Source organism: Shewanella inventionis (assembly GCF_014641855.1).
GTDB lineage: Bacteria > Pseudomonadota > Gammaproteobacteria > Enterobacterales > Shewanellaceae > Shewanella > Shewanella inventionis.
In genome coordinates this window covers 113,469-138,318 of sequence record NZ_BMII01000009.1, presented here as the reverse complement: position 1 = coordinate 138,318, position 24,850 = coordinate 113,469, and the positions used below count along the sequence as shown (strand labels likewise).

20 protein-coding genes and 1 tRNA gene are annotated in these 24,850 nt (G+C 42.1%); 13 read left to right on the top strand and 8 right to left on the bottom strand.

The features are described 5' to 3' along the window. Positions 1–194: 194 nt before the first annotated feature. A complete protein-coding gene (locus IEW93_RS07080; RefSeq protein ID WP_188738392.1) occupies positions 195–1,202 on the bottom strand; it encodes a porin in 1,008 nt (335 codons plus the stop codon). 526 nt (positions 1,203–1,728) lie between these two features. Between IEW93_RS07080 and tcdA the strand changes: the two genes are divergently transcribed. Both tcdA and IEW93_RS07070 read left to right on the top strand, forming a co-directional pair. Beyond that, on the top strand, positions 1,729–2,526 hold the full coding sequence (gene tcdA / locus IEW93_RS07075; RefSeq protein ID WP_373284889.1) for a tRNA cyclic N6-threonylcarbamoyladenosine(37) synthase TcdA: 798 nt from the start codon (positions 1,729–1,731) through the stop codon (positions 2,524–2,526). Between the two features lie 295 nt (positions 2,527–2,821). Then, positions 2,822–3,433 (top strand): superinfection exclusion B family protein, encoded by a 612-nt coding sequence (locus IEW93_RS07070; protein WP_188738390.1) that lies wholly within the window; start codon positions 2,822–2,824, stop codon positions 3,431–3,433. 116 nt (positions 3,434–3,549) lie between these two features. Here IEW93_RS07070 and IEW93_RS07065 read toward each other — a convergent pair whose 3' ends face one another. After that, complete coding sequence (locus IEW93_RS07065; protein ID WP_188738389.1) at positions 3,550–3,681, bottom strand: DUF3149 domain-containing protein; 132 nt, start codon at positions 3,679–3,681, stop codon at positions 3,550–3,552. Positions 3,682–3,961: 280 nt separating this feature from the next. Between IEW93_RS07065 and IEW93_RS07060 the strand changes: the two genes are divergently transcribed. Together IEW93_RS07060 and IEW93_RS07055 are read left to right on the top strand one after the other, a co-directional pair. Then, positions 3,962–4,048, top strand: a tRNA-Leu gene (locus IEW93_RS07060). Positions 4,049–5,123: 1,075 nt separating this feature from the next. After that, positions 5,124–5,651, top strand: a complete 528-nt coding sequence (locus tag IEW93_RS07055) for a hypothetical protein (protein WP_188738387.1) — start codon at positions 5,124–5,126, stop codon at positions 5,649–5,651. A 70-nt stretch (positions 5,652–5,721) separates the two neighbouring features. Here IEW93_RS07055 and IEW93_RS07050 read toward each other — a convergent pair whose 3' ends face one another. The 5 genes from IEW93_RS07050 to IEW93_RS07030 form a co-directional block, all read right to left on the bottom strand. Continuing rightward, on the bottom strand, positions 5,722–9,669 hold the full coding sequence (locus IEW93_RS07050) for a rhombosortase-dependent M36 family metallopeptidase (RefSeq protein WP_188738385.1): 3,948 nt from the start codon (positions 9,667–9,669) through the stop codon (positions 5,722–5,724). A 230-nt stretch (positions 9,670–9,899) separates the two neighbouring features. Beyond that, positions 9,900–10,361 (bottom strand): transcriptional regulator AsnC, encoded by a 462-nt coding sequence (gene asnC / locus IEW93_RS07045; protein ID WP_188738383.1) that lies wholly within the window; start codon positions 10,359–10,361, stop codon positions 9,900–9,902. Between the two features lie 109 nt (positions 10,362–10,470). Further along, the gene (gene rluA, locus IEW93_RS07040; protein ID WP_188738381.1) at positions 10,471–11,148 is read right to left on the bottom strand and encodes a bifunctional tRNA pseudouridine(32) synthase/23S rRNA pseudouridine(746) synthase RluA; all 678 of its coding nucleotides are present in this window, start codon (positions 11,146–11,148) and stop codon (positions 10,471–10,473) included. Between the two features lie 141 nt (positions 11,149–11,289). Beyond that, positions 11,290–11,580, bottom strand: a complete 291-nt coding sequence (locus tag IEW93_RS07035) for a hypothetical protein (RefSeq protein ID WP_188738379.1) — start codon at positions 11,578–11,580, stop codon at positions 11,290–11,292. Between the two features lie 15 nt (positions 11,581–11,595). Then, a complete protein-coding gene (locus IEW93_RS07030) occupies positions 11,596–12,015 on the bottom strand; it encodes a hypothetical protein (RefSeq protein WP_188738377.1) in 420 nt (139 codons plus the stop codon). Positions 12,016–12,281: 266 nt separating this feature from the next. On the opposite strand from IEW93_RS07030, the gene IEW93_RS07025 reads away from it, so the two are divergent. Both IEW93_RS07025 and IEW93_RS07020 read left to right on the top strand, forming a co-directional pair. Beyond that, positions 12,282–13,271 (top strand): 2-hydroxyacid dehydrogenase, encoded by a 990-nt coding sequence (locus tag IEW93_RS07025; protein WP_188738355.1) that lies wholly within the window; start codon positions 12,282–12,284, stop codon positions 13,269–13,271. A 38-nt stretch (positions 13,272–13,309) separates the two neighbouring features. Further along, positions 13,310–14,047, top strand: coding sequence for a dienelactone hydrolase family protein (locus tag IEW93_RS07020; RefSeq protein WP_188738353.1), 738 nt, complete (start codon positions 13,310–13,312; stop codon positions 14,045–14,047). Between the two features lie 62 nt (positions 14,048–14,109). On the opposite strand, the gene IEW93_RS07015 is transcribed toward IEW93_RS07020, so the two are convergent. After that, the gene (locus IEW93_RS07015) at positions 14,110–14,649 is read right to left on the bottom strand and encodes a mechanosensitive ion channel domain-containing protein (RefSeq protein WP_188738351.1); all 540 of its coding nucleotides are present in this window, start codon (positions 14,647–14,649) and stop codon (positions 14,110–14,112) included. A 116-nt stretch (positions 14,650–14,765) separates the two neighbouring features. Here IEW93_RS07015 and IEW93_RS07010 point away from each other — a divergent pair, with 116 nt between their 5' ends. The 7 genes from IEW93_RS07010 (at position 14,766) to IEW93_RS06980 (ending at position 24,778) form a co-directional block, all read left to right on the top strand. After that, complete coding sequence (locus tag IEW93_RS07010) at positions 14,766–15,509, top strand: spermidine synthase (protein WP_188738348.1); 744 nt, start codon at positions 14,766–14,768, stop codon at positions 15,507–15,509. A 210-nt stretch (positions 15,510–15,719) separates the two neighbouring features. Then, the gene (gene ahpC, locus IEW93_RS07005; protein WP_188738347.1) at positions 15,720–16,289 is read left to right on the top strand and encodes an alkyl hydroperoxide reductase subunit C; all 570 of its coding nucleotides are present in this window, start codon (positions 15,720–15,722) and stop codon (positions 16,287–16,289) included. A gap of 111 nt (positions 16,290–16,400) precedes the next feature. Continuing rightward, a complete protein-coding gene (gene ahpF, locus IEW93_RS07000) occupies positions 16,401–17,966 on the top strand; it encodes an alkyl hydroperoxide reductase subunit F (protein WP_188738345.1) in 1,566 nt (521 codons plus the stop codon). A 311-nt stretch (positions 17,967–18,277) separates the two neighbouring features. Then, complete coding sequence (locus IEW93_RS06995) at positions 18,278–21,976, top strand: ATP-binding protein (RefSeq protein WP_188738343.1); 3,699 nt, start codon at positions 18,278–18,280, stop codon at positions 21,974–21,976. Beyond that, on the top strand, positions 21,976–22,629 hold the full coding sequence (locus tag IEW93_RS06990; RefSeq protein ID WP_188738341.1) for a condensin complex protein MksE: 654 nt from the start codon (positions 21,976–21,978) through the stop codon (positions 22,627–22,629). The genes IEW93_RS06995 and IEW93_RS06990 overlap by 1 nt, the downstream gene beginning before the upstream one ends. After that, positions 22,626–23,846, top strand: coding sequence for a phosphoenolpyruvate carboxylase (locus IEW93_RS06985; RefSeq protein WP_188738339.1), 1,221 nt, complete (start codon positions 22,626–22,628; stop codon positions 23,844–23,846). The genes IEW93_RS06990 and IEW93_RS06985 overlap by 4 nt, the downstream gene beginning before the upstream one ends. Next, positions 23,834–24,778, top strand: coding sequence for a DUF7281 domain-containing protein (locus IEW93_RS06980; protein ID WP_188738337.1), 945 nt, complete (start codon positions 23,834–23,836; stop codon positions 24,776–24,778). Before IEW93_RS06985 ends, IEW93_RS06980 begins: the two co-directional genes overlap by 13 nt. Positions 24,779–24,850: the final 72 nt, after the last annotated feature.

Genomic DNA, 24,850 nt, shown 5'->3' with positions numbered 1-24,850 from the left:
GTTTCTGTGCCTTCTATGCTGCTTAATAGTATTTTGACGTAGAGCAACTATGCCTACAATCCTATTACTTGCCTAGAAGGCACAGAATTCCCGCTGAATGACCAGATAATTAGTGGAATTGGTATAAAATGCCAGTCTGTGTAGACTGGCATTTTTGATCATGTTAAGTGCCAGTATTGACTGGCATTAAACGATTAGAAGTCGTAACGTGCACCAACAGTGAATACGTTATCATCTTCTAAATCAATTTTTGCACCATTTACAGTGTGGTCACCTTCATACATTGCATAGTGGCCATAAACTAATGTTGATTTTGAAATGCGATAGTCAGCACCCACTGTAATATTGGTTACGTTAATATCAGTACCTGTGTCACTTGAAATGTTTGAATAGTACTTACCAAAACCTGCGTCATCTTGACCGTATTCAGCTTTTAAGTTTACGCCGTTTAAGTCATAAGATACGTTTACAAAGAAAGAATCACCTTCTTTATCAGTTGTTTGGCTTTCGGTGTTTTGATACAAGCCACCGACTTTGAAGTCACCTAATTTAACTTGAGCAACACCACGGTAAGCGTCAATACCACCAATAGTGTTATATGCTGCTGCTAGGTAGTAGTTGTGAGCTTTAAGGCCTTTGTCACCTAATGTGGCGCTTAATGCATATTGGTCTTCATCAGAACCTTCGTAGTTATCATCCATTAAATACGTTGCATTTAATGTTAATAAACCGCCAATCGTTGGAGAGTGGTACCAAATACCATCTGCTTTACGATCTTGACCACCAATTAAACGGTCGATATCGGCGTTGAAGTTACCGAATAAGTCGATACCACCTTCAGATTGTTTAAATACAGTATCGTTACGACCTACAAGCACCGTACCTGCATTGCTTTTTAGACCAAGGAAAGTGTTACGTGCTTTGAATGCATCATCACCTTGAGTCGTGTTTTCTACCTGGAATTCCATTTGGTAAAGAAGCTCAACACCGTCGCTGATTTTCTCACTACCTTTTACACCTAGGTTAGAAAAGTTGTTTTCTAATACAGTTCCTTCCTTACCATTTTGCGTCGTTGAGCCTTCATCAGAGCTGGTTACTGATAAATCTAAACGACCATAGAAACTTGGGCCTTCAGCAAGTGTAGCAAAAGAAACTAGTGTAAGTACTGAGGCTACTGATGCAGAGATTAAGGTCTTTTTCATCTTTCATGCTCCCTAGAACGTTATGTTCTATATTCCATTTTTCATGGTTGTAGTTAGTGAAGTCGTTGCAGATACTATTCTGTAACAATCTGGTGCAGAGTTTTGCAGATTTTAGCACCACCATAGTGTGGGCTAGATCAAATAAACTGGTCCTACTTGATAATTTGTGCAGAAATCTGTGACAACGGCGGAAATTTATCAATTAATGCCACATATTTGTGCGTATATACCTCTTTTGGGATGTTCCTATTTCTTTTGAGATAGGCTAGCGCACAACAACAAAAGGCGATAATGGCTTAGTTTAGCGCATGTTAATTTAATTGTTGAACATATTAAGGCGTTGGATCACTAGACCTTAGTCTATGACGCACAATATTTGAACACATCAGGATTCGGTAAACATAATTAACATCATAAAATAGAGCATAGACGTCAGCAGGTCGTTTTTATTCAACAAACGTTTAGCTTTGAAGCTAAATCGGCTAGAATCGCCCTCGAAAATAAGCGGTTAATTGAGGCGTAATCAATGTTGTCTGAATCTTATACTCATCGTTTTGCTGGTGTGGGGCGTTTATATGGCCAAGCCGCGCTGACGACTTTCTCACAAGCACATGTTGTGGTTGTCGGGATTGGCGGGGTAGGCACCTGGGTTGCAGAAGCATTAGCACGTAGTGGTATAGGCCAAATTACCCTAATCGATTTAGATGATATTTGTGTGACAAACACTAACCGTCAAATTCATGCGCTCACCTCTACCATTGGCCAGTCAAAAGTCGAGGTGATGGCTAAACGGATCCTTGAAATTAACCCTGAATGCATTGTCAATGAAGTCGAAGACTTTGTAACCTTAGATAACTTAAGTCAATATTTTGTCCCTGTATCGCAAGGGGGCACGATTGATTATGTGGTTGACTGTATTGATGCTGTTAAGCAAAAAGCAGGTTTAATCGCTTGGTGTAAACGCAATAAAATTCCGCTGGTGACGATCGGTGGTGCGGGGGGGCAAACTGATCCGACGTTAATTCAGGTGACCGACTTGGCTAAAACCGTCCAAGATCCTTTACTGGCTAAAGTGCGCAATATACTGCGTAAAGAATACAATTTTAGTAAAAATGTTCAACGTCGCTTTGCTGTGGATGCGGTGTTTTCAAGCCAGCATTTGGTTTACCCGCAAGCCGATGGCAGTGTGTGTAATACAAAGGCCACGGCCGAAGGCAGTATGCGTATGGATTGTGCATCTGGCTTTGGCGCCATTACCATGGTAACTGGTACTTTTGCGTTTGTTGCTGTGAGCCGCGTATTAACTAAGTTAGCGGCTAAATAACCTTGTAAGAACTACTTTTGTAATCGCTTTTATGAAGTAACGCACTTGGTTATTTGACATAGGTTTAGCGTTATCAGCTAAGCTCATCGTCTTCATTAACAGTAGGGAAAACGTCGATGATTGCATGGGCATTGTTAACTTTTTCCACTCTATTTCAATTTAGTCTTTGTTTTAATTTGTAAATCTTCAAAGATAACCTTTATGTTTTATTGGCATTATTTTTGCTTTATGTTTTATTGGCATTATTTTTGCTTTAAGTTGATTAGGTTCAAAAATCTGACACTGCGAGTAGGCTATGATGAAAATGAATATAGGTACGATGAATTTACTGAACGGCAAACGTGTTATCGTGAGTGTAATGGCATGGGGCGTTGTAACCTGTGCGGCTTTGCTATTTGCCCCGAAGGATGTGTTAGCTAGTCTGGCGTTGGCTCATCTTGTCAATGATTATGGTCAGTTTATTGGCCTAGGGTTAATTATTGGTGTTGCTTATTTTCTCAGTCAGTTATTTGCTTTTGTGGTCGATGAAGCAATCATTCAGTTACGAAAAAAACGAACCGTAGAAACCATTGAAGCAAAAGTAAAGTTGCTTGATCCCGCTGAAAGGGCGTTATTGCGCGAGTTTTTTTTGCAAGGTCAAACTATTTTGACACTGCCACAAAATGAGCTTGCTGTAAAAAACCTAGTCGATACTAATATTTTAGAAATGTTGGGAAACGAGCGTCACTATGCAATACAGGGACCAACGGCAGACTACAAAATTTCAATGCAGGCGCGAATTTATCTGAACCGCGATGTGCTACGTTTGCCAGCTGGAGAGCCCAGTGCTGAAGAGATGAGCTATCTTATAAAAACTAGACCTCATTTTATTAATGGACTTGTTCAGAGCAGAAAGCACGCAGCATAACGTTGCAGCATATCCTAAAAGTACAAAAAAATGGGGGCTAAAAAGCCCCCTAATTGTATCTTTCGCAAGGAAGAATTAAATAATAAGCAGTAAAATAACCTAGCCGATTAAGCGAGTTACTTAACCGGGGCAGACTTCACAACAAACATCCACAGTAGATAAGAAATAATCCCAAATGTACTGAAAATGACAATCATTGAGAGTAAGCCTATAGGGTTACCAAACATTAAATCTAACCAAAATGCCATGTTCCTTATCCTCTTAAATTGTGAAGTCATGTTCATGCTAATGGCAAAAGCGACTTAAGATAATGATCTCGATCAATTATCAGAACTTAAGGGTTATCGATAATGTGTTTTTGATAGATGGCTCACATTATACCTAGTGTGTATCGATTAGGGGCACGGGTGAGTTTTGAGCAATCAGGTGATTTTTATAGAAAATAATGGGTAAACCCCTTGCCATTATTTAAAGCAAAGGTATAATCGCCCACACTTAATTGAGACAAATACAATTGAGTAATGTTGTGCCAGTGTGGTGAAATTGGTAGACACACGGGATTCAAAATCCCGCGCCCTTAAAAGCGTGCCGGTTCGAGTCCGGCCACTGGTACCAAAACAAAAAAACCGACTCTCAAGTCGGTTTTTTTGTTTTAAGAGCTAAGAGCTAAGAGCTGAAGGGATGTTGAACCCGAGACGGGATTCGCTTATTACAAAAGATGCCGCGCCCTTAAAAGCATGCCGGTTCGAGTCCGGCCGCTGGTACCAAAACTTTAAAACCGACTCTCAAGTCGGTTTTTTCGTTTTAAGAGCTAAGAGCTAAGCGATGAAGGGATGTTGAACCCGAGACGGGATCCGCTTATTACAAAAGATGCCACGCCCTTAAAAGCGTGCCGGTTCGAGTCCGGCCACTGGTACCAAAACTTTAAATCAGCCTATGTGCTGATTTTTTGTTTTATAAGCTAAAAAACTATTAGTTAAAGCTAAAAGCTAAGCGATAAAGGGATGTTGAACCCGAGACGGGATTCGCTTATTACAAAAGATGCCGCGCCCTTAAAAGCATGCCGGTTCGAGTCCGGCCGCTGGTACCAAAACTTTAAAACCGACTCTCAAGTCGGTTTTTTCGTTTTAAGAGCTAAGAGCTAAGCGATGAAGGGATGTTGAACCCGAGACGGGATTCGCTTATTACAAAAGATGCCGCGCCCTTAAAAGCGTGCCGGTTCGAGTCCGGCCACTGGTACCAAAACTTTAAATCAGCCTATGTGCTGATTTTTTGTTTTATAAGCTAAAAAACTATTAGTTAAAAGTTAAGAGCTAAGAGCTAAGCGATGAACGGATGTTGAACCCGTGACGGGATCCGCTTATTACAAAAGATGCCACGCCCTTAAAAGCGTGCCGGTTCGAGTCCGGCCACTGGTAGCAGAACGTTAAAGCTCTGTTCTTAATCGAACGGGGCTTTTTGGTTTGCAATTTATGATAAGTGTTGCGTATCACCAAGAGCTATTTGTTCCACCTGACGATTTTTAGTTTAAGAGATGGCATTATTGTTAACCTGCATGTCATTTAAACAATAGCTACGGTTCAGTATAGATCGGCTTAATGTACATCGTTAATTAGTTTCATTAATTTATTCCTTGTGTATGTTAGAGTTATATAAGTTGTATCATCATGATTAACATAAAAGGAATTGTATGAAATCCAGCATTTTTTTAATTACATTTATGACACTTAGCGGGTGTAGTCTTGAGCAATCAAGACAGTCTGAAATACAAACTATCCCAAATGAATCTCAAGTTGTGGCAGCATCATCTGAAGATGCATTAATAGTTAAGGCCAAAGGCGTAAAAGATCATAGTCAAACGATAAAAAGAATGTCTAAAAATGTCCAGTCCAAATATACGATTCAATTGAATCAGCAGAAATTCACAACTCAAAGTAAAGTCTTAAAGGCTAATCAAACTGTTTATAATATGGATATTAATCGTTATGGCAAAGTGAAAGGCTCAATTGTGGTTGTTACTAATGACTTGCCTAGTGAGTTGGAGTTGACTAACGATTTTAAGGTGTATCAAATTGCTGTTGATACATATAGATTATTGAGTCAATCAGGCGAGCTAGATTTGTATTATTGGTACAAATCATTTTCTGACTCTTCAGCATTTAGTGTAGTAGAGTTAGAAATTGATTACACACCGGCAAGTAATCAACTAATTTATTAGAAAATTCTATAAATTAATAATAAAAATGCCACAGCATCAGCTGTGGCATTTAATTTTGCTTGCTAAGTGATTACTTACGGCGACGAAGTGCTGTAATAGGTAGTAGCAATAAACCTAACCACCCTAAAGCACCGCCCGATGATTTCTTAGGTGGTTCAACTACAACTGGTGCAGGGATATCACTTACGGTTATGGCAACAGACGTCATAACATCTTCTGACCCATCATTAACGGTTAATGTAAACTCTAGTGTTTCAGAGCCTGAAGTAATTAATGGTGCAGTAAAGTTTAACTCAGCTGAATCAGCACCTGTTAATGTTGCAGTAGTCCCTGCTGTTTGTACCCACATGTAGGTCAATGTGTCAGTAGCATTTGCATCAATAGCAGTAGCGGTAAGGCTTACAGCTTCGCCTTCTTTGACTTCAGATGCACTAGATACAATAGATACATGTGGCAAACGATTTTCACATGCGTAAGTGTTTCCAGCTACTACATTAGAGAAAATGCTTGTTTGAGTGTTAGTGAAAGTAATGTCGTCAATATACCAACCAGCCGGGAATCCAAATACAGGATCTGGTACCACTGCTGAGTCAGTGGCAACGCGGAATCTAAATTGTACTTGGTTACCATTTAAGGTTTCACCGAAGTTTATCGTTTCCATACCATAGTTTACGCCAGAGAATGTGGCTCGTTCAGCAATTGCTGCTTCAGTATCGTCTAGGCCTGTATCTGTATAGCCATCGCCTTCAAATGTGCCACCAGCTTCGATTACATCAACCCATTCACCACCATTGATGCTGACTTCAACGACTGCACCATCAAAACCTGTTTCTAGGTTATATAAATGCCAAAAGCTGATGGTATAATCGCCTGCAAAACCAACTGTTGTTGCGCGAGTTTCATAAGATACATCTGATATGAAGCTATTGCCCGTTGCAGAAATAAGTCCATCAGACTCATCCCACTGATCTAAGCCAAAGGTGCCGTTGGCCATATCGCCGCCAGCCATGACATTCTCAGTAAAGTCTTTGAGTCTAGAAAGGGTGTTTAGGTCTTCATATTGAGTCGTACCGACTAATTCACGCTCTTCAAAGTCGACGTTAACAGTAGTTGAAAGCATGTACTCATTGCCTTCAATTCCATCCATTTCATCAGGTACAAATTTAAGGACTAGTTCATCACCAGTACCTGCATCATTTAAGGTAAATTCAATAGGTGCGCTTGTAGCACTACTAAATAGAGCTAAATTATCAAAGCTCACAGCGCCATCGTTAGCGAATGTCACATCGTGGTTGCTTTCAACAACAACTTGTCCAGTTAAACCGCTTAATGCTTCACTACCATTGTTTTGAACAGTAAAGCTTACTGTGCCAGTTTCGCCTTTATCGATAATATTATCTTTCGAGCAGAAACCTGACATTAAGCCTTCGTAGTTTGCATTCAAATCATGCGCTGTTACTGAATACGCAGAAAGTTCTGTTTCAAATGACTCTATAACACCAGCATGGTCAGTTGAGAAACGACTCGGTGATTGGGCGCCTAAGCCCATTCCGCGGCGAGCGAATGCGGCAAGAATAACCTTATAGTCTTCAACATCATTTGCATAAGCAGCAGCAAGCAGTGCATCACGACCTTCAGTAAAGGTTGGTGCCATAGGCATCATTTTATAACCGGCAACTAAGTAGTCTTTCATCAAGCTCTTAGCTTCGTCGAAAGTATGACGTTCATCGTTAACTAAACCGATAAATGAATCCCACAACATTGCGGCATAGACAGAACCTGAACCATGCACTTGTGGATTTCTCTCTACATAAGCAAAGGTCGATGGGTTAATGTCCATATTGGTTGAATATGGGAACTCACGTATACCTGTTACAAAGCTGGCTACATAAGTGGTATCACCGTAACCACCAGCATAATCTTCGTTACCTGTTACTAAGTTATCTGCAGCATCTGAGCCAAATAATAGTGCGTGGAAGTCACCAAAACCTTCACCCATAGAGCGTGCTTGATTACTGCTTAAACCTGAACCATTACCGACTAAACGGTTACTGATGTAGTGGCCCCATTCATGGGCAACAATGGCGTTATCCCAAGAACTGTCTTTAAAGTTACGCGTTAGGTCATTTTTAAACATTTCAATAGACACAGTTTCATTTGCGTCTAAAAGCGCATAAATAGCAGCGCCATCACTAAAGTTAATACCCATGCTTGGAATTGTGACGGTATCGTCAGCTCCGCCCATTGGTGCAGGGGTGCCATCATCAGTGTTGTTGGCAATAATCACCGCCAATGCGCCAGCATCTTGCGCATTTTTTACTTTTTGAGTGAAGTTACATGCGCCGCGATCGATAACGGCAATTTTACCTGTAATATCAGTGCCATTCACAGCCGTTTCACAGCCATCTCTGATTGGATCAGTACCATCTTCAATACGAACTAAATCGCCTGAAATCTCATAAACATCAGCACCAAAACTTGCAAATTGCACAACGTCTAGTAAACCGATTGCCGCATGTGAAGTGATAGTTAAACCATAATCAACGCCATTTTCAGCTTGAGTGGTTTCCCATAAATACATTTGCATGCGCGGAGAGGCACCATCAGCAGGAGTTGACATGTTAGCGTTATTAAATCCAGAGTTGTCTTGAACTTCTACATTTAACGGATCGCCTTCAACACCACCACGATCATAGTTTACTGCTTGGGCATTACCTGCAGCTTCATCAAAACCATGATCATAATAATCATTGTGTAAGTAGTTGTTCATGTAGAACAAGTTGACAATAGCGGCTTTGCGGTTGTTTATTGAATACTCAGGCTCGTTAACATTGTATACATAATCAAATGCGTTAGCGCTGGTGGTTTCGGCCTGGTAATCTCCATTAGTGAAGCCTTGAGGTGCTACAGCATCAACATAGGCATTCACATTGTTACCTGAAGTTGTAGTTGCATCATCAGTTAACCAAGGGTCCATAGTACTGATTGGTCCATAGCTTAAACCTACTAATGGTGCCTCTAAGTAAGGTGCGGTTAGATAAGCGTCAACATCGCTGCCTTCTGGTGCTGGCATAACATTACCGTGTGGACTATCCCAAGGTTTGCCGTCAGCATCAGCGTAAATACGGTAATCGAAATCTGCCGCATGGCTAGTTAAGTTCTGCTTAAACAGAATTTCGCCATTTTCGGCGGAAATAACATAACTGTAATATTCTGAATCGCGGGTATCTAATGAACCTGTTTCAATTTCAACATAGTGAGCTGCCACAATCTTGTTTTTATGTTCAAAAAAGACTTTTTTAGCGCGAGGTTCACCCACCAACACTTTATCATTATCAGTATTAGTAACATTATATGTTTCAAACTGCCCATTAGAAGGCTTAGCTGCAAGAGTGATTGTCTGACTATTACCCCCCATAGCTTTAAATGCAGCTCGAACCGAATTTGAAGCGTCACCAAATGCTGTGTCTACATTCTTGAAACTAGAAGATATGGATTTAGCGCTGTTTGTTGAAGTGAAATAACCAGAGGAAGCAACGAGATTTAACTCTCGATCCATCATAATATTATATTCACGATTAAATACTTCTACACCAGCAATAGCTTGTTTATATTTAGCGATAATCGGACCACGGCCCATATCATGAGTTTGAGCTAAAACTGCTTGAGCAATATTGCTTTTAGCAGATGATAAACCCGTTAATTTGGAAAGATAAAAATCAGCAGCATAGGCAGTTTGTTGATCAGGTTTTATGGCACTTAGATTGGGCTTGACTTGGTTATTGCCAGCCCATTGGAAAGTGGTTTTACCGAGTTGTTTGTCAAACTGGTTTCTCATACCGCTTTTGGTAGCAACATTTTCAATGGCGTTAAATTTCTTTTCCTGTTGTTCTTGGGAAAATGATTTATTGTTAGGGGCTTCTGCTAATTCTGTGCTTAAGGCTTTGAATGGCACTGCAGATAGTGTAGCGCTAGATACAAGCGCTGCAGATATGGCGATGGCTAGTTTTGTCTTCACAACTTCTTCCTTGTTATTAGACACCACTTAATTTGAGGTGGATCGCTCTAACACGATGATTATTAAGTGATGATGTTTATAGTTTAATCAATGTTATGCTGCATTCTATGATGCATTAATGCATTTGTATCACAATTAATTAACAAAAGTCACACCATTAATTAATAAAAAGGCAATTAAATGTTAACGGTTGGCGTGACTGGGGATATCCAAGGAGAAGTGATGATATGTTAAGGCTTAACCGCCCGTACAATAGGGTTTTGTAAGCTTATAAGTGTTTCAGTTGATTGGATTTCATCAATCGATTGAATACGATTTATCAATACATGCTGTAAACCATCGATAGATTGGCACATTACCTTTACAAAAACAGAGTAATTTCCGGTGGTATAATAGGCTTCTACCACTTCTTCTAAGGCATTTAACTTTGCGATTGCTGCTGGGTAATCACCCGCACTTTTTAAATTAATACCAATGAAGCAACATACATCATAACCCAAAGCTTTTGGATTAACAGTGATTTGTGCCCCCGTAATAATGCCTGCCTGTTTCATTTTTTCAACGCGCACGTGTATTGTACCTGCGCTCACATTAAAGCGTTTTGCAAGCTCAGCAAATGGTGTGCGAGCGTCTTGCATGAGTGCCGTAAGAATTTGGTTGTCTAAATCGTCGCGTTGAAATGAGCTATCCACAATGCTGAGCCTATCAGATCAATAATTGGGCATAAATTTACGACTTTCATTGCATAATAGCCAGTAAAATTATAAATGAAATTAATAATGTTTACTTTACCGATCCAAGTTATTGGATTGCTGTCGGCTCGATAAATTCTGCAGGTGAAGTGAAATGCATTTTTTGTTCAGTGTAAGGGTGAGTAATACTCAGCGCCGCAGCATGTAATAATAATCTTGGCGATAAACTTTTTGCCAGTGGATCAGCATAAAAACCATCACCTAATATTGGGTGGCCAAGCGCCATCATGTGCACTCGCAACTGATGCGACCTTCCTGTGATTGGGGTTAGTTTTACCAGAGTTGATTTGGCCCCATAGCTAATCACATCAACCAAGGTTGTCGACGGTTTACCGACGTTATGGTCGACTTTTTGTTTAGGTCGGTTTGGCCAATCACAAATAAGAGGCAAATCAACCTGGGTGATTTGTTTACTCATATGCCCAGCGACTCGCGCATAATAGGTTTTACTGGTTTGGCGATCGCGAAATTGCCGTTTTAACTCGCGCTCTGCACTGCGGCGAAGTGCAATCACAATAATACCTGATGTGGCCATATCCAACCGATGAACAATTTGAGCGTTAGGGTGCGCGGCTAAAACACGGGAATATACGCTGTCGTGATAAATCGCTTCTCTTCCCGGTACCGACAATAGCCCAGACGGCTTATCGATAACAATAATGTCTTTATCTTCATGAAGTATGTTTAGCCAAGGCGTGGTGGGTGGGTTGTAAATAAAGTCTGCCATTTTTGGGTCTCGTCAAGGCGTAATGTGTAGTTTAAACATGAAGTCAAATGCTACAGATGCTTGTTGCAATGGGCGGCAACGATACCGTTAGCCATCACGATGTGCAAGTGTTGCTTATCGATAAAAATGTTTCAGGTTGATTTAAGAAAATGCATGTCCATTCACGTGCATTATCGTAAATGTCCACACCACAAATGCTAATGGAATATGCACTAAGGCATAAAAACATTGGTCGAGACGCTGCATGCCTTTTGACAATAAAATGAGGTATAAATGCGCACCAATGGCGAAAGGGAATAATAAAAAGAGCGGGTATAATGCAAATGGACTGGCATCAGCAAAAATGGCATGGCTTAAAATAGCCCAAATCACCATTACAGCCGTTGTCATTGGTGGAAGTGCAATACGATATTGTTCTGGGTAAGGGAACATCCCATGTCCTTTTGGTTAACCTTTAATTTCTTTACGACTTTGAATCACTTTACGGTGCACAATTGAGTAATGGCGTAACCCAGCAGGCCCATGAGATACAATAACAGATAATAAAATAATAAAGATGACTAATTCAGATTTACACTGACTAATTTGAATAAATAATCCTAATAAGATGATCTTTAATAGCGTTAATATGCCTTTTAATTGGATAAGCCAACGCCAGTCACGAATGATTTCCCAACTCATCAACAACACACCAGAACAAATTGCGGCAAGCCAGTAGTTAAACCACAGTGATAAATCAAGATCAAACATAATCCCGCCGCCACTACCGACTACACCCACAATATGGATTGCTCTTAGCGAGGTTTTGCTGATCCGCTCTATCCAAAATCGTCCTTCTGACACGGGCATATTTTGTTTGTTTTTCATTGGTTATAGTCTTGGTTAAAAATAGATCCATATTATCAAGTAAGGCTAATATAAACAGTGATGCACCAACCAATTTTACCCTTTGCTCGTATCCTGCTTTTACTTAGCACGACACCTTCAGTTGAGTGAAAAATGCAACGTCAGATGGATCACAAATTGGTGTTTGTACTATGTGATACTGACGACAAGAACCATCAATTCACATACAATTACATTAATTTGTTGGATTTAAACCAACTATCCACGACTGATAATATTGGATACTTATGAGAATTGGATTTTTTAGTGCTAAGCCATACGACATTGTGCATTTCAATCGTACTAATCAACAATTTAATGTTGATATAGAATACTTTGACTACCGCTTATGTATGCAAAACGTCAAACTAGCAGAAGGTTATGAAGTGGTTTGCGCATTCGTTAATGATTCATTATGCGAAGAAGTATTAGTTGAGCTTGCTAAAGGCGGAACTAAAATTATTGCCATGCGCTGTGCAGGGTTCAACAATGTTGACCTTATTGCTGCAGAGCGTTTGGGCATGCAAGTGGTTAATGTACCTGCTTACTCACCTGAGTCAGTTGCAGAGCACTCAGTCGCATTAATGCTAACCTTAAATCGTAAAATCCATAAAGCCTACCAGCGCACTCGTGATGCAAACTTTGCCTTGTCTGGCTTAGTGGGTTTTAACATGTTTGGCAAAACGGTTGGGATAATCGGCACGGGTAAAATTGGCGTTGCCACGATTAAAATTTTACTGGGCTTTGGCTGTAAAGTGATTGCATTTGACCCATACCCAAATCAAGCCGTGCTCGATCTTGGGGTTGAGTATGTTGATTTAGATACCTTATATCCGCAATGTGACATCATTAGTTTGCATTGCCCATTAACTAAAGATAACCATCACTTACTCAATCAAACCTCATTTAATAAAATGAAACCAGGAGTGATGGTCATTAATACCAGTCGTGGTGGTTTACTTAACGCATTTGATGCAATGGAAGCCTTAAAAGAAGGCCATATTGGCTCACTCGGGCTTGATGTATACGAAAATGAGAAAGGACTTTTCTTTGAAGATAAATCGAGTGAAATTATTCAAGATGATGTGTTTCGCCGTTTATCAGCATGCCATAATGTGATTTTTACTGGTCATCAGGCATTTTTAACTGACGAGGCACTTAATGCTATTGCCACAACCACACTCACTAACGTGAGTAAGTTAATGTCTGGTCAGGTTTGTGGTAACGAATTGTTTTAATTAGCCAATGGCTTTTTTAAGAGTGACAATAAAACACTATGATAACTAAAACAGAAGTGCACGACATAGTAACCCCCACGGGCGTAATGCGCACAACCTTGTATCGCCCTGATATCAAAGGCCAATTTGCGACGATTATTTTTTACTCAGAAATATTTCAGCAAACGGCACCCATAGCTCGCTCAGCGGCTATTCTTGCCGGTCATGGTTTTGTGGTGTTGGTGCCAGAGGTGTTTCATGAGTTAAACCCCATTGGAACCGTGCTGGCTTACGATGATGCTGGTAAAGACAAAGGCAATGCAGACAAATGGGCCAAACCACTAGAGCAGCATGACACAGATACTCAAGCGTTAGTCGACTTTGCCCGTTCGCAGCCCTTTTGCTCAGATAAAGTGGGCGCAATGGGAGTGTGTATAGGGGGCCATTTGGCTTATCGCGCCGCATTAAATCCAGACATCAGTGGTGCGTTTTGTTTATATCCAACCGACATTCATTCTAATACTTTACCCTGCCAGGCGGGTAATGACTCTCTGACCCGTTCAGGTGATATAAAAGGTGAGTTGGTGATGGTGTTTGGTAAGCAAGACCCACACGTGAGTAAAGAAGGCCGTAAACTTATTTACCAACAACTTGAGCAAGTGAATGCTAACTTTACCTGGTTAGAGGTCAATGCCCAGCATGCCTTTATGCGTGACGAAGGTGAGCGTTATGACGCCGCATTAGCGTTACAAATGTATTTACAGGCTGTGGCGTTTTTTCATCGCTTGCTGAACTAATGTCAACGGCGGCAATGGCATAAATTCAAAAGGCGCTTAGGCGCCTTTTTAGTGTCTTTGGTTTATTTACGTTTGGGGATCACTCGTCGTGTGGTCGTTTTTGGGGGGATTTCTTTATCATTAGGGAGTTTAATCACCGCTTTTTGCAGCAATAAGCTATTAGGGTAGGTCATCACATCGCCTGAACCGCGTTTAATCAAAATATGAAACAGTGATATTTCGACTATCACCCCTGACATATCCTCATCTTTTTCAACAATACGAATGCGGTCACCTATGCGATAAGGGAACACAAAAAAGATCAGTACGCCAGCGGTTATGTTGCTCAATATTGACCATTGTGCAAACAAGGCTACACCCAACACGGCAAAAGCAGACGAAACAAAAAGGGACACTTCTTGGTATCCCAGCCCCAGCGAAACAGCCATGATCGATAAGGTCACAAAAAACATAAAGTATGAAATAAGTCGGATCACCATCCTACTGCGCACTTCATTAACTTGTTTTTTCTTTGCCTGCTGGCGGATCCAGTGGCTCATTTGACGTTGAGCAAAGATAAAAACAGCCAAATAAACAAAACACATTAACAACTGATTAAACATCTCGGTTTCCTGCAAGTAAAAATCAAGCCTATAAACGGGCTTGTGGTACTAACCTGGGTTACAATACGTTTTTATTGCTGGCTAAACATAAAGCCAAGCCTGCCATTGAGTGAAGTATGTCCGAGTATAAAGTATTGCATGTCGACAGTGATAGTTTTGGTGATTTTTGTGTACTCGATGATGGCAATTATCGTGTGTTATCGTTTGGCGATAATGATGAGCAAAGTAAACTCGATAAATCCCAGCCCTTTGTTCCTCAACACACTTATGTGCAGGCTATGTTGTCTGTGTTGTTATTCACTCAGCCTAAAAGTGTGATTATTTTAGGGTTAGGGGGCGGCGCTTTGGTTCACTCGCTTCGCCATGTGGATGCCGCCATTAAAATTACCGCAGTAGAATTACGTCAACGTGTTATTGAGGTAGCTAAAAAATTTTTTCAGTTACCCTTAAGTAAAAAGCTAACCTTAATCAATCAAGACGCTAACCTCTTTTTAGCGCAAGCTGAACATAAAAAAGTCGATGTGATTTTTGCTGATATTTACAGTAATAAAGGGGTCGATAAACAGCAGTTAACGGATTTATTTATTAATCAAAGTAAACAGTTAATAAAAGCTGATGGTTTTTTGGTGCTCAATTGCTGGAAAGAGCATAGCCGTGATCGTCATCTGCGTGACACGTTATATAGTCATTTTACTCACGTGTATGCTTGTTTAACGGGTGGGGGGAATTGGGTGATTTATGCCACAAATGGCAGCAATACTTTTGGCCAGGCTAACAATAAACAGGCCTTACAACACCTCTCGCAAAAACTCGATACTAATATTAGTCGGGTGTTAACCCGCTTTGGTGTGTGGGAATAGCGCGGCGATATTGAAATCGTCATGTACAGCTTTATTCATTAACAATAAGTTCAATATAAAAAACCGATTAAGGTGATAGCTTTTATCCGTTATACTTAATCCAACTCCATCGCTATTATGATTCACATCAGATGACGAGCAGCTTGTTCATCATCTCCGACACCACAAGGTTGTCGGGTTAACGTGAATCTTAATCCAATGGAGCATGACATGACACAATCTATCATTAACAGCACTATCAAGCCATTTAAAGCAACTGCATTTCACAACGGTTCATTCGTTGAAGTGACCGAGCAAGATTTACTTGGTAAGTGGTCGGTAGTGTTTTTCTACCCAGCTGACTTTACTTTCGTATGTCCTACCGAATTAGGTGACATGGCTGACAACTATGAAAAACTTCAGTCAATGGGCGTTGAAGTATATTCAGTGTCAACTGACACCCACTTCACTCACAAAGCGTGGCATGCAAGCTCAGAAACTATCGGTAAAATCACTTACCCAATGATTGGTGACCCAACAGGTACTATCACTCGCAACTTTGGCGTAATGATCGAAGAAGATGGTTTAGCACTTCGTGGTACATTTGTGATTAACCCAGAAGGCGAAATCAAAGTTGCTGAAATTCACGACCTAGGTATTGGCCGTAGCGCATCAGAACTTGTTCGTAAAATTCAAGCAGCACAATACGTTGCAAGCCATGACGGTGAAGTATGTCCAGCTAAATGGCAACCAGGTGAAGCAACACTAGCTCCTTCAATTGACCTAGTAGGTAAAATCTAACCAGCTAAGTTCACCCTTAGGTTAGTAATATCATCTCCAGTTAGTCGGTGCTCCCCCGGCGCCGACTAACACTTTCCACATTATTTAAATCTTCATTTTTTAGGAGTTGTTATGTTAGATGCGAATGTAAAAAATCAACTGAAAACCTATCTGCAAAACCTCAAGCGCCCAGTTGAACTTGTCGTGTCTGCAGATGACTCAAGCAAAGCAAAAGAGTTAACCAGTTTAGCGCAAGATATTGTTGATTCATCTGACTTGGTGTCGGTGACTTACCAGCAAGGTAAGCGCACACCCAGTATGAGTGTAATTAACCCACAAAATGGCAGCAACATTACGTTTGCCGGTTTACCAATGGGTCATGAATTTACTTCACTTGTACTTGCATTATTACACAGCGGCGGACACCCGTTGAAATTGGATGCGCAAGTGATTGAACAAATCCGCCAATTACCAGGTGAGTTTCACTTTGAAACCTATGTGTCATTAAGTTGCCAAACCTGTCCTGAAGTGATCCAGGCACTGAATATGATGGCAGCAATTAACCCCAATATTACTAACGTGATGATTGACGGTGCACTTTTCCAAGAAGAAGTCACCGAACGCAATATCATGTCAGTACCATCAGTATTTTTGAACGGCGAAGCCTTCTCTGTTGGCGCCATAAGCGTTGTTGAAGTACTGAATAAGTTAGACAAAAATGCCGCTGGCAGACAAGCTGAGCTATTAAATCAAAAGTCAGCATTTGATGTGCTAGTGGTTGGTGGCGGCCCAGCGGGCGCAGCCGCAGCGATTTACTCGGCTCGTAAGGGCTTAAACACAGGTATTGTTGCCGATAAGTTTGGTGGCCAAGTGGCAGAAACCGTCGGTATTGAAAACTTTATCTCTGTGTCTAAAACAGAAGGCCCTAAATTGGTCGCCAATTTAGAAGCTCACGTACGTGATTACGATGTCGATATCATGCCTAACCAGCGCGCATTAAGCCTAACAAAAAATGGTCTATTTGATGTGACGTTAGAAAGCGGTGCAACCTTAAGCAGTAAAACAGTATTGTTGGCAACCGGTGCGCGTTGGAGAGAAATGAACGTGCCTGGCGAAAAAGAATATCGCGGTAAAGGTGTTGCGTACTGTCCACACTGTGACGGCCCATTATTTAAAGGCAAGCGTGTTGCCGTTATTGGTGGTGGTAACTCAGGTATTGAAGCCGCAATTGACCTAGCAAACATTGTTGAACATGTGACCGTACTTGAGTTTGACAGCAAGTTACGAGCAGATGAAGTGTTACAACGTAAAGCTAAATCAATGGGTAATATTACAATTATTACTCAAGCGCAAACTACCGAAGTCAAAGGCGATGGTACTCGTGTTAGCAGTTTGGTTTATACCGACCGTGCTAGCGGCGAAAGTAAAGAAGTTATCTTAGCCGGTATCTTTGTGCAAATTGGCTTAGTGCCAAACACCGAATGGTTAAAAGGTGTGGTTGATATGACACCTCGCGGCGAGATTATCGTTGATGAGCGCGGTCAAACATCAATTCCAGGCGTGTTTGCTGCAGGTGATGTGACACACACACCTTACAAGCAAATCATTATCGCCATGGGCAGCGGTGCAACCGCATCTCTTGGGGCGTTTGATTACTTAATCAGACACTCAGAAGAAACAGATGTAAAAGCAGCTTAATCACCTAATATAGCTGTTGCTATTATCAATGCCGTTCATATCAATGAGCGGCATTTTGTTATATTTTCCCCGCACTAAGTGATTTCTCTATCCTATTTTTACGCGCTAATTGCGCACTATCACAGCAATCGCTCTTAATCTGCGTAATGTTAAGCGTCACTTTTTATTGAAATAGCGTATTATCAAGGCAATTTTTTAGCTGAAAATTGCCTCAAGACTGTGTTTGTTTTACTTTAATCAACAGACTCGGTTGCTCAGCACAATTTCGCTTATTTTTCACTGTAATGTGAGCTGTTTGGAAAAGGATTATCATGCCAAGCTTGATTAGAATCGTATTAATTAATACTCACCTGCCAGGTGTGGTCGAACTACTATTAAATGGCCATACCAACATTTGTGGCACCAATGCATCAGGTAAAACGACCTTACAGCGCCTAGTGCCGGTATTTTATGGTGAATACCCAAGCCGTGTGGTGCCATCAACTCGTGACAGTTTTGAGCGTTGGTATTTACCGCACGATTCTAGTTACATTATTTATGAATATGAAAAAGATGACGGCTTATTGTATCAAGCTGTTTTAGCGTCAGCGGGTGACGGTAAAGGGGTCAATTACCGCTTTATTGCTCGTGGTTTTGAGCTTGAGGATTACATTAAATCCCGTAATGGTGACACCATTATTTGCCATTCAATGGCCGAGCTTGGCCGCGAAGTAAAACGCGAAGGCATAGCGCACACTAACTTACTTAATACACGTGAGTTTCGCGCCATTATTCAAAATGATCGCAGTTTACTTAATACTGGCAGTAATCGAAACGAGCTACGCACTTATGCGCGTCAGTTCTCGTTATGTGATGGCGAACACAGCCTGCGCCACATTGAAAAGCTGGCTAAAGCGGTGCATTCAAAAGAAGGCAAAATGGAAACGGTCAAATCGATGATCGCCGCCATTTTAGAAGAAGACGGAGTAAACCCGCCAACCTCACGCCTTAATCCTCAGCGAGTAGAAACCTGGATCCGCGAAAGCCAGCTAGTGCAAGGTTTTGAGCAAATTCGTCCAGAATACGACAAGCTTGAGCAAGAGTTTAACCAACTACTGAGCGCCGAATTACGCCTGTCTAGTTTATCGCGCGGCTACCGCAATGATGAAACGTTAGAAGCCGAGCGCCAAGATCGTAACCAAACATTAGGTAAAGAATTAAACCTAAAACTGCGTTTACTTGACGATGAGTGGAAAGACATTCGTGATGAGCTTAACCAGGAGTTGTCTGCGGCAAAAGGCGATGTTGGCAAATTTGAATATGAGTTAGATGCCATAGAAGATCAGCACGCTGCGTTTTTAGATGCCGACATTGAGCAGGCTAAAGCGGATTTAGACAATTTGCCAAACTGGCGCAGTGACGTTGAAAACCTTAATGAACGCCACAAACTGCAAACTGAAAAACACCAAGATATTGAAGCCGCGTTTAACGCTCGTCGCAGTAAAATTGCCGAGCAACTTCACCGTGAGCTTGAGTCGCTACATACCGAACAAGACACTCAACGTGAAGCTCGTGATAAACAGCGTGAGCTAGCCAGTGACGATTTAGCTAAATTAGAGCAGCAATGGCGCGAACAAACCGATGCAGGTAAAGCTAAATTTAGTGAACAAGAATATCAACTTAAGTTACAGGCGGTAGAGCTAAAGCACCAGGTGGATGGTGTGAGTTACACCGAAGATGAAAAAATGCGTTTGGCGATTTTTGATGAACGCATCAGCCTCGCCGACGAAGAGCAAGAAACCTGCAATGCAAAAGTGGAGCGGTTAACTACCGAAGAGCGTAAGCAGCGGGCTAAACGCGATCAAGCCAACGAAGCACTTCGTTTGGCCAGTATTCGTGTTAATGAACGCGAAAACGCCAAAGAAGAATTGCATCACATGCTATTCCCGCAGTCGCATACACTGTTGGAGTTTTTGCGCAAAGAAGCCCAAGGTTGGGAGCAATCATTTGGTAAGGTTATCGCGCCTGAGTTGTTGCACCGTAGCGACTTACATCCAAGCCTAACCAAAGACAGTAGCGATAGTTTATTTGGTGTTCATTTAGATCTTAAGGCCATCGATGTGCCAGAATACGCGGCAACAGAGCAAGATTTGCGTATTCGCTTTGCTAAAGCCGAGGAGGCATTACAAAGCGCCCAAGAAATGCATGCAGAAGCAGAAGATCAGCTCGTTGCGATGAATGCAGCATTAGATGCTATCACCCGCGAACTCACCTTTGCCCGCACCGCTTACAAAAATAGCCGTGAAGATTTACGCCGTTTATTAGATGAAAAACGCAGTGAACAGCAAAAAATAAACCAGGCCGTTGCTGATCGTAAAACCGAATCAAGTAAACGCTTAGTCCAGCTTGATAACGAATTAAAGCAGTTACACAACCAACATCTTGAGTGGCTAGCTGAGCAAAAAGACCAGGCGCTAGAAGCACGCATGGACAAAAATGCTTACTGGCAAGAAGTGGTTGGCGCTATCGACAATCAACTTGGGCAAATTAAAGCCAATATTGAGCAGCGCCGTACTAACGCTAAAACAGAGCAAAAAGCTTGCGAAACCTGGTACAAAAATGAGCTGAAATCTCGCGGTGTCGACGAAGGCACTATTTTAGCCCTTAAAAAGCAAATTCGTGAACTTGAGGCAAAAATAAGTCAGGCAGAACAACGCCGTAGCGAGGTGTTACGTTATGACGATTGGTACCAACATACCTGGTTAGTGCGTAAACCTAAATTGCAAGCACAACTGGCAGACGTTAAACGGGCCACACTTGAGCTTGAGCAGCAATTAACAGCCAAAACCGCCGAAATAAAACAAAGGCGCACCAACCTCGAAACTGAGCGCAAAGCTTGTGATGCCGCCCAGGTTGAAGCATCTGAAAACCTCACTAAATTGCGTGCTGTGATGCGTAAATTGGCCGAGCTTAAATTACCGCCCAATAGCGATGAAGCCATGGGTAGCATTGGCGAGCGCCTGCGCCAAGGCGAAGACTTGTTACTAAAACGTGACTATTTAATGGGGTCGGTAAAACAATATGTTGAGCATTTCGACTCTGTTATTGCCAGTAAATCGGGCTCAAGTTTGGCTGAGTTCTGGGAGCGCGCGCGTGACGAGTCTAGCTTTGTTAACGATAAGGGCATTCGCCTACTCGACTACCGTAAGCTAGTGCCACAGCTTGAGCAATTACTCAATGTGATGGTGCCGCAATCACTAATGGCGATCCGCGAACAAGGGCGTATTTTTGGTATCGACTTAACTGCGTTTTACGACGTATTAACCGACATCGACCGCCGCATTGCCAGCCAAAGTGCGCGCATTACCCGTGAAGTGGGTGAAGAGTTGTTCCTCGATGGCGTATCTGAATCTGCTGTACGCATTCGCTCACGTATCAGTGAACTCGAGTTTTGGCCTGAGCTTGAAGTGTTTGTAAAAGCCTTTAAAGCATGGAAAGCAGACGGCTTTAGCCAATTACCAGACGAGCATTACACTAACTCAATGCGCCGTGCCTTAGATATTATTGGCCGCGCGGCATTAACCGGTGGCATCGCCAAACTATTAGAAATTGAATTGCGCCTAAAAGAGGGCAACAGCGATTTGATTATCCGCACCGACCGCCAGCTAAATGAATCCTCTAGCCACGGTATGGCGTACCTGATTTTATGTAAGTTCTTACTAGCATTTACCCGTTTATTGCGTGGTAAAGCTCATGTGACCATTCATTGGCCTATTGATGAACTTGGCACCTTACATCACACCAACGTGAAGAAGATTTTTGATGCCTGTGAAAACAACAATATTAGCGTGTTAGGAGCATTCCCGAACCCAGAATCTGAAGTGCTTAACTTATTTGCTAACCGCTACATTATTAACAAACAAACCAAAAAACTGCAGGTGGTTAAACCTAAAACCAACCCTCTTGCAGAGCGACTGTCACAACGAAATGCTGAAACTACTCATCCCACAACGGCTAAGGAGCAAAGTTAATGTCAGACTCAAATGAAACAACCTTAGTGGGAACAAGTGCCTTAATCGAACAGTTGTTGCGTGGTGAGTTTATTTGCCGAGTGACCAATGAAGACGGCTGGCGCGCGCTAAAAAACAACAGCACCCGCGAGCGAATAGAAACTTACTTAAATCAAATTAACCGCACTTTAGCCAGCGCAGGTGAAGGTGAAGTGTTCTTTTGTGGCTATTTACAGCTTGGCGATGCCGAGCGCAAAGTGATTTCATCGCAGTTTAAAGATATATGCTCTGCGTTAATACCGCTGGTGGAATGGTTAGTGTTAGTGCAAGAGGCCAGCGGCCAAGATGCGCCATTAAGCGAAGGTGTACCGATCCGCTTAACTGATTTACAAGCTCGAATCGAAGATACTCCAGCCTTTAGAGAACAACTGACAAAGCTTAGCCAGTATCGTTTATTTGGCTCCAGCAGCAGCAATGTCGATGGCCAAATTAAGCTAGTGTTTAAGCGCTTAGTTGAGCTGGGCTATTTGACTAAACCTAATAGTGAAAAACAAATTTACATCGCCACCGGCAAGCTTGATTACCTATATGAAGTGATCCGTTTTATTGACGAAACCGAAGGCCTAAGCCTTGAGGCGCAAGCTGAAACTGCGACCCAAAGGGAGTTAATATGAGCAGCAACTTACACCAGGCCGGGGTAAAGCTGCTCAAACAACTCGGGCGGCATGCCGATGTGATCATGGATGCTTATTTAGCGGGGTCGATAAACGACACCGCCCATGATGCAGGCGTGATTGAAAAACTCAAAAAAAGCGGCATTTTGTGGCGACCAGAGCCAGACCAAGAGCTGCGTTTAAAGCGCTCAGTCAGGGCGTTGCTTGAAGAGGCCTTAAGCGATGAGCGTAATCGCCAAATTGACTCTAACGTTGGCTCGTCTTTAGCCACCATAAAAACCCTGGCCGATCACTATAAAGAGGCGCGTCATAATATTGATCACAGCGCAGCAGAAGCTTATTTAGCGGACCTAAACGAACACGTTTACAGCTTTACCGACAGCCTGCGATATTCGATTAGGGTGTTATGGGGCCGCATTAATAACGAGTTTGGTTATGTCGGGACTATCAGTGCCAAAATTCGCGAAAACGAATTAGCGCAAAGCCAGGTGTCAGACTTGCTCAATGGCCTCGAGATGTTCCAGTTTAGTGAGCTGGGTGACATTGCCGGTGACATCCGCGAGCTGCGCCGTTTATTAATGACCAGCCTACAAGAAACCCTAAGCCAATGTACTCAAGAGCTGAGTATTGTGCAGGGTAGGTTATATGAGTTATTAGGCCGCTTTAGGCAAATTCAAGGCCGTACACGGTTACTCAAAGGCTGGTTGCTGCACACCGACATGCACCCAGACTATCAAGTCGATAATCATGTTGGTCATAAACAGATCCCGAGTTTATTTAATTGTGCTGAGGCCCTGTTGGCGCCAGCCAGTGTTGATGTGAGTAACCCACATCATGAGCTGGAGCTAATGAGTATAGTGGCACAAGTGAAAGCCATTAGCCGTGATGCATTACCGCACATTGCACGTGAGCAAAACGTTACCTTTGAAATGGGCGACATTGAAGACTTTGATATTCCTGAAAACCCACTCAAAATTGCCGTGGATGAATATTTCTGTGAGGTGATTGATTCTGGTTTGCGTCAATCAGCATTGAGTTATTTAACCGAAAAACAATTACAGTGGGATGCCGAAAGTTGGTTATACCAAGTGATTGGTGGCTATGAAGGTTTGGCCGATGAGCATAAAAATTACTTTGAGTTAGAACCAATAGGCAAACCCGATCCTGTGTATAACGGTAATTTTATTATTCATGATGTTGAGTTATGGCTAGCTTAAGCCAGAGTCAATTACAGATATTGGCCCGCGCGGCAAAGCAACAATTGCCGCGCGTGGCTTTTAATGCAAGTTGGAAAAAACTCTATCAGATATGGCAAATCGGTGAGCCGGATGGCGCTGAAAAATACCTGTATTTAACCAGTAAAGATTACGCATTACTGCGAAAAATGGCGCAGATTGGCTCAGGGTTAGACATTTTATCGCTTGATTTTGATGTGCCTAGAGATCAAATGGCGCAGCAAAGCGCCAATGAAAAATACGCTAATATCAACCCAGAGGCCGATTATGTGCTCATTAAGCTTGCTCCGCAGCTCGCTAGGTACATTATGGGGGATGCAATACCCCATATTTTGAGTGCACAACACAGCGCATTGCGATTAAAAGTCGATACCGCTGTCGCGCTATGTCAACAGCTTAAACTCTCACACCTTATTGTGGTCGAAAACCTCGACAGTTTTGACAATCTATTTGCTTATTCATTTACACCCGAGTTACAACCAATCATCGATAGTTGCATGGTGTTGTATCGTGGCAGTCATGACTATTCACCCGCAGGAAGAAAGCGCTTTTTACGTTTAATAGAGCCGATGAACATAAATGTGATTGCCTTTACCGATCTAGATCCTGCTGGGCTAATGATTGCGAATACCTTAAATGGGTGCCGGAGCATGATAGTGCCACAACAAGCACTTTCTTCACCGAATGAGCTGCTTGCGATTAGCCAAATCAATTTAGTCGCAGACTTTAATAAACAACACAAACAACTTACTTATTTAAAGAATGTCTCATCGCCAACGGCTGAAAATGCAGCAGCATACACGGCCCAATGGTTAACGTTAGTCAATTGGATTAGCCATCATAGTGTGAGTATCAAACAGCAGCATATGTTGGCAAAATCATTATCATTGAGTTTGCTTAGCATCAAGTTGTAACCCTCATCTGTTGCGATGCACTGGTTTCCCTGTGGCTTGCGCCCTTGTGAATGCCATGTGGCAATTCAATAA

What these genes read in the sequence shown, in the direction of transcription:
- IEW93_RS07080 (WP_188738392.1), bottom strand. Translation starts at nt 1,202, where the DNA reads ATGAAAAAGACCTTAATCTCTGCATCAGTAGCCTCAGTACTTACACTA.
- tcdA (WP_373284889.1), top strand. Translation starts at nt 1,729, where the DNA reads ATGTTGTCTGAATCTTATACTCATCGTTTTGCTGGTGTGGGGCGTTTA.
- IEW93_RS07070 (WP_188738390.1), top strand. Translation starts at nt 2,822, where the DNA reads ATGATGAAAATGAATATAGGTACGATGAATTTACTGAACGGCAAACGT.
- IEW93_RS07065 (WP_188738389.1), bottom strand. Translation starts at nt 3,681, where the DNA reads ATGGCATTTTGGTTAGATTTAATGTTTGGTAACCCTATAGGCTTACTC.
- IEW93_RS07055 (WP_188738387.1), top strand. Translation starts at nt 5,124, where the DNA reads ATGAAATCCAGCATTTTTTTAATTACATTTATGACACTTAGCGGGTGT.
- rluA (WP_188738381.1), bottom strand. Translation starts at nt 11,148, where the DNA reads ATGGCAGACTTTATTTACAACCCACCCACCACGCCTTGGCTAAACATA.
- IEW93_RS07035 (WP_188738379.1), bottom strand. Translation starts at nt 11,580, where the DNA reads ATGTTCCCTTACCCAGAACAATATCGTATTGCACTTCCACCAATGACA.
- IEW93_RS07030 (WP_188738377.1), bottom strand. Translation starts at nt 12,015, where the DNA reads ATGAAAAACAAACAAAATATGCCCGTGTCAGAAGGACGATTTTGGATA.
- IEW93_RS07025 (WP_188738355.1), top strand. Translation starts at nt 12,282, where the DNA reads ATGAGAATTGGATTTTTTAGTGCTAAGCCATACGACATTGTGCATTTC.
- IEW93_RS07020 (WP_188738353.1), top strand. Translation starts at nt 13,310, where the DNA reads ATGATAACTAAAACAGAAGTGCACGACATAGTAACCCCCACGGGCGTA.
- IEW93_RS07015 (WP_188738351.1), bottom strand. Translation starts at nt 14,649, where the DNA reads ATGTTTAATCAGTTGTTAATGTGTTTTGTTTATTTGGCTGTTTTTATC.
- IEW93_RS07010 (WP_188738348.1), top strand. Translation starts at nt 14,766, where the DNA reads ATGTCCGAGTATAAAGTATTGCATGTCGACAGTGATAGTTTTGGTGAT.
- ahpC (WP_188738347.1), top strand. Translation starts at nt 15,720, where the DNA reads ATGACACAATCTATCATTAACAGCACTATCAAGCCATTTAAAGCAACT.
- ahpF (WP_188738345.1), top strand. Translation starts at nt 16,401, where the DNA reads ATGTTAGATGCGAATGTAAAAAATCAACTGAAAACCTATCTGCAAAAC.
- IEW93_RS06995 (WP_188738343.1), top strand. Translation starts at nt 18,278, where the DNA reads ATGCCAAGCTTGATTAGAATCGTATTAATTAATACTCACCTGCCAGGT.
- IEW93_RS06990 (WP_188738341.1), top strand. Translation starts at nt 21,976, where the DNA reads ATGTCAGACTCAAATGAAACAACCTTAGTGGGAACAAGTGCCTTAATC.
- IEW93_RS06985 (WP_188738339.1), top strand. Translation starts at nt 22,626, where the DNA reads ATGAGCAGCAACTTACACCAGGCCGGGGTAAAGCTGCTCAAACAACTC.
- IEW93_RS06980 (WP_188738337.1), top strand. Translation starts at nt 23,834, where the DNA reads ATGGCTAGCTTAAGCCAGAGTCAATTACAGATATTGGCCCGCGCGGCA.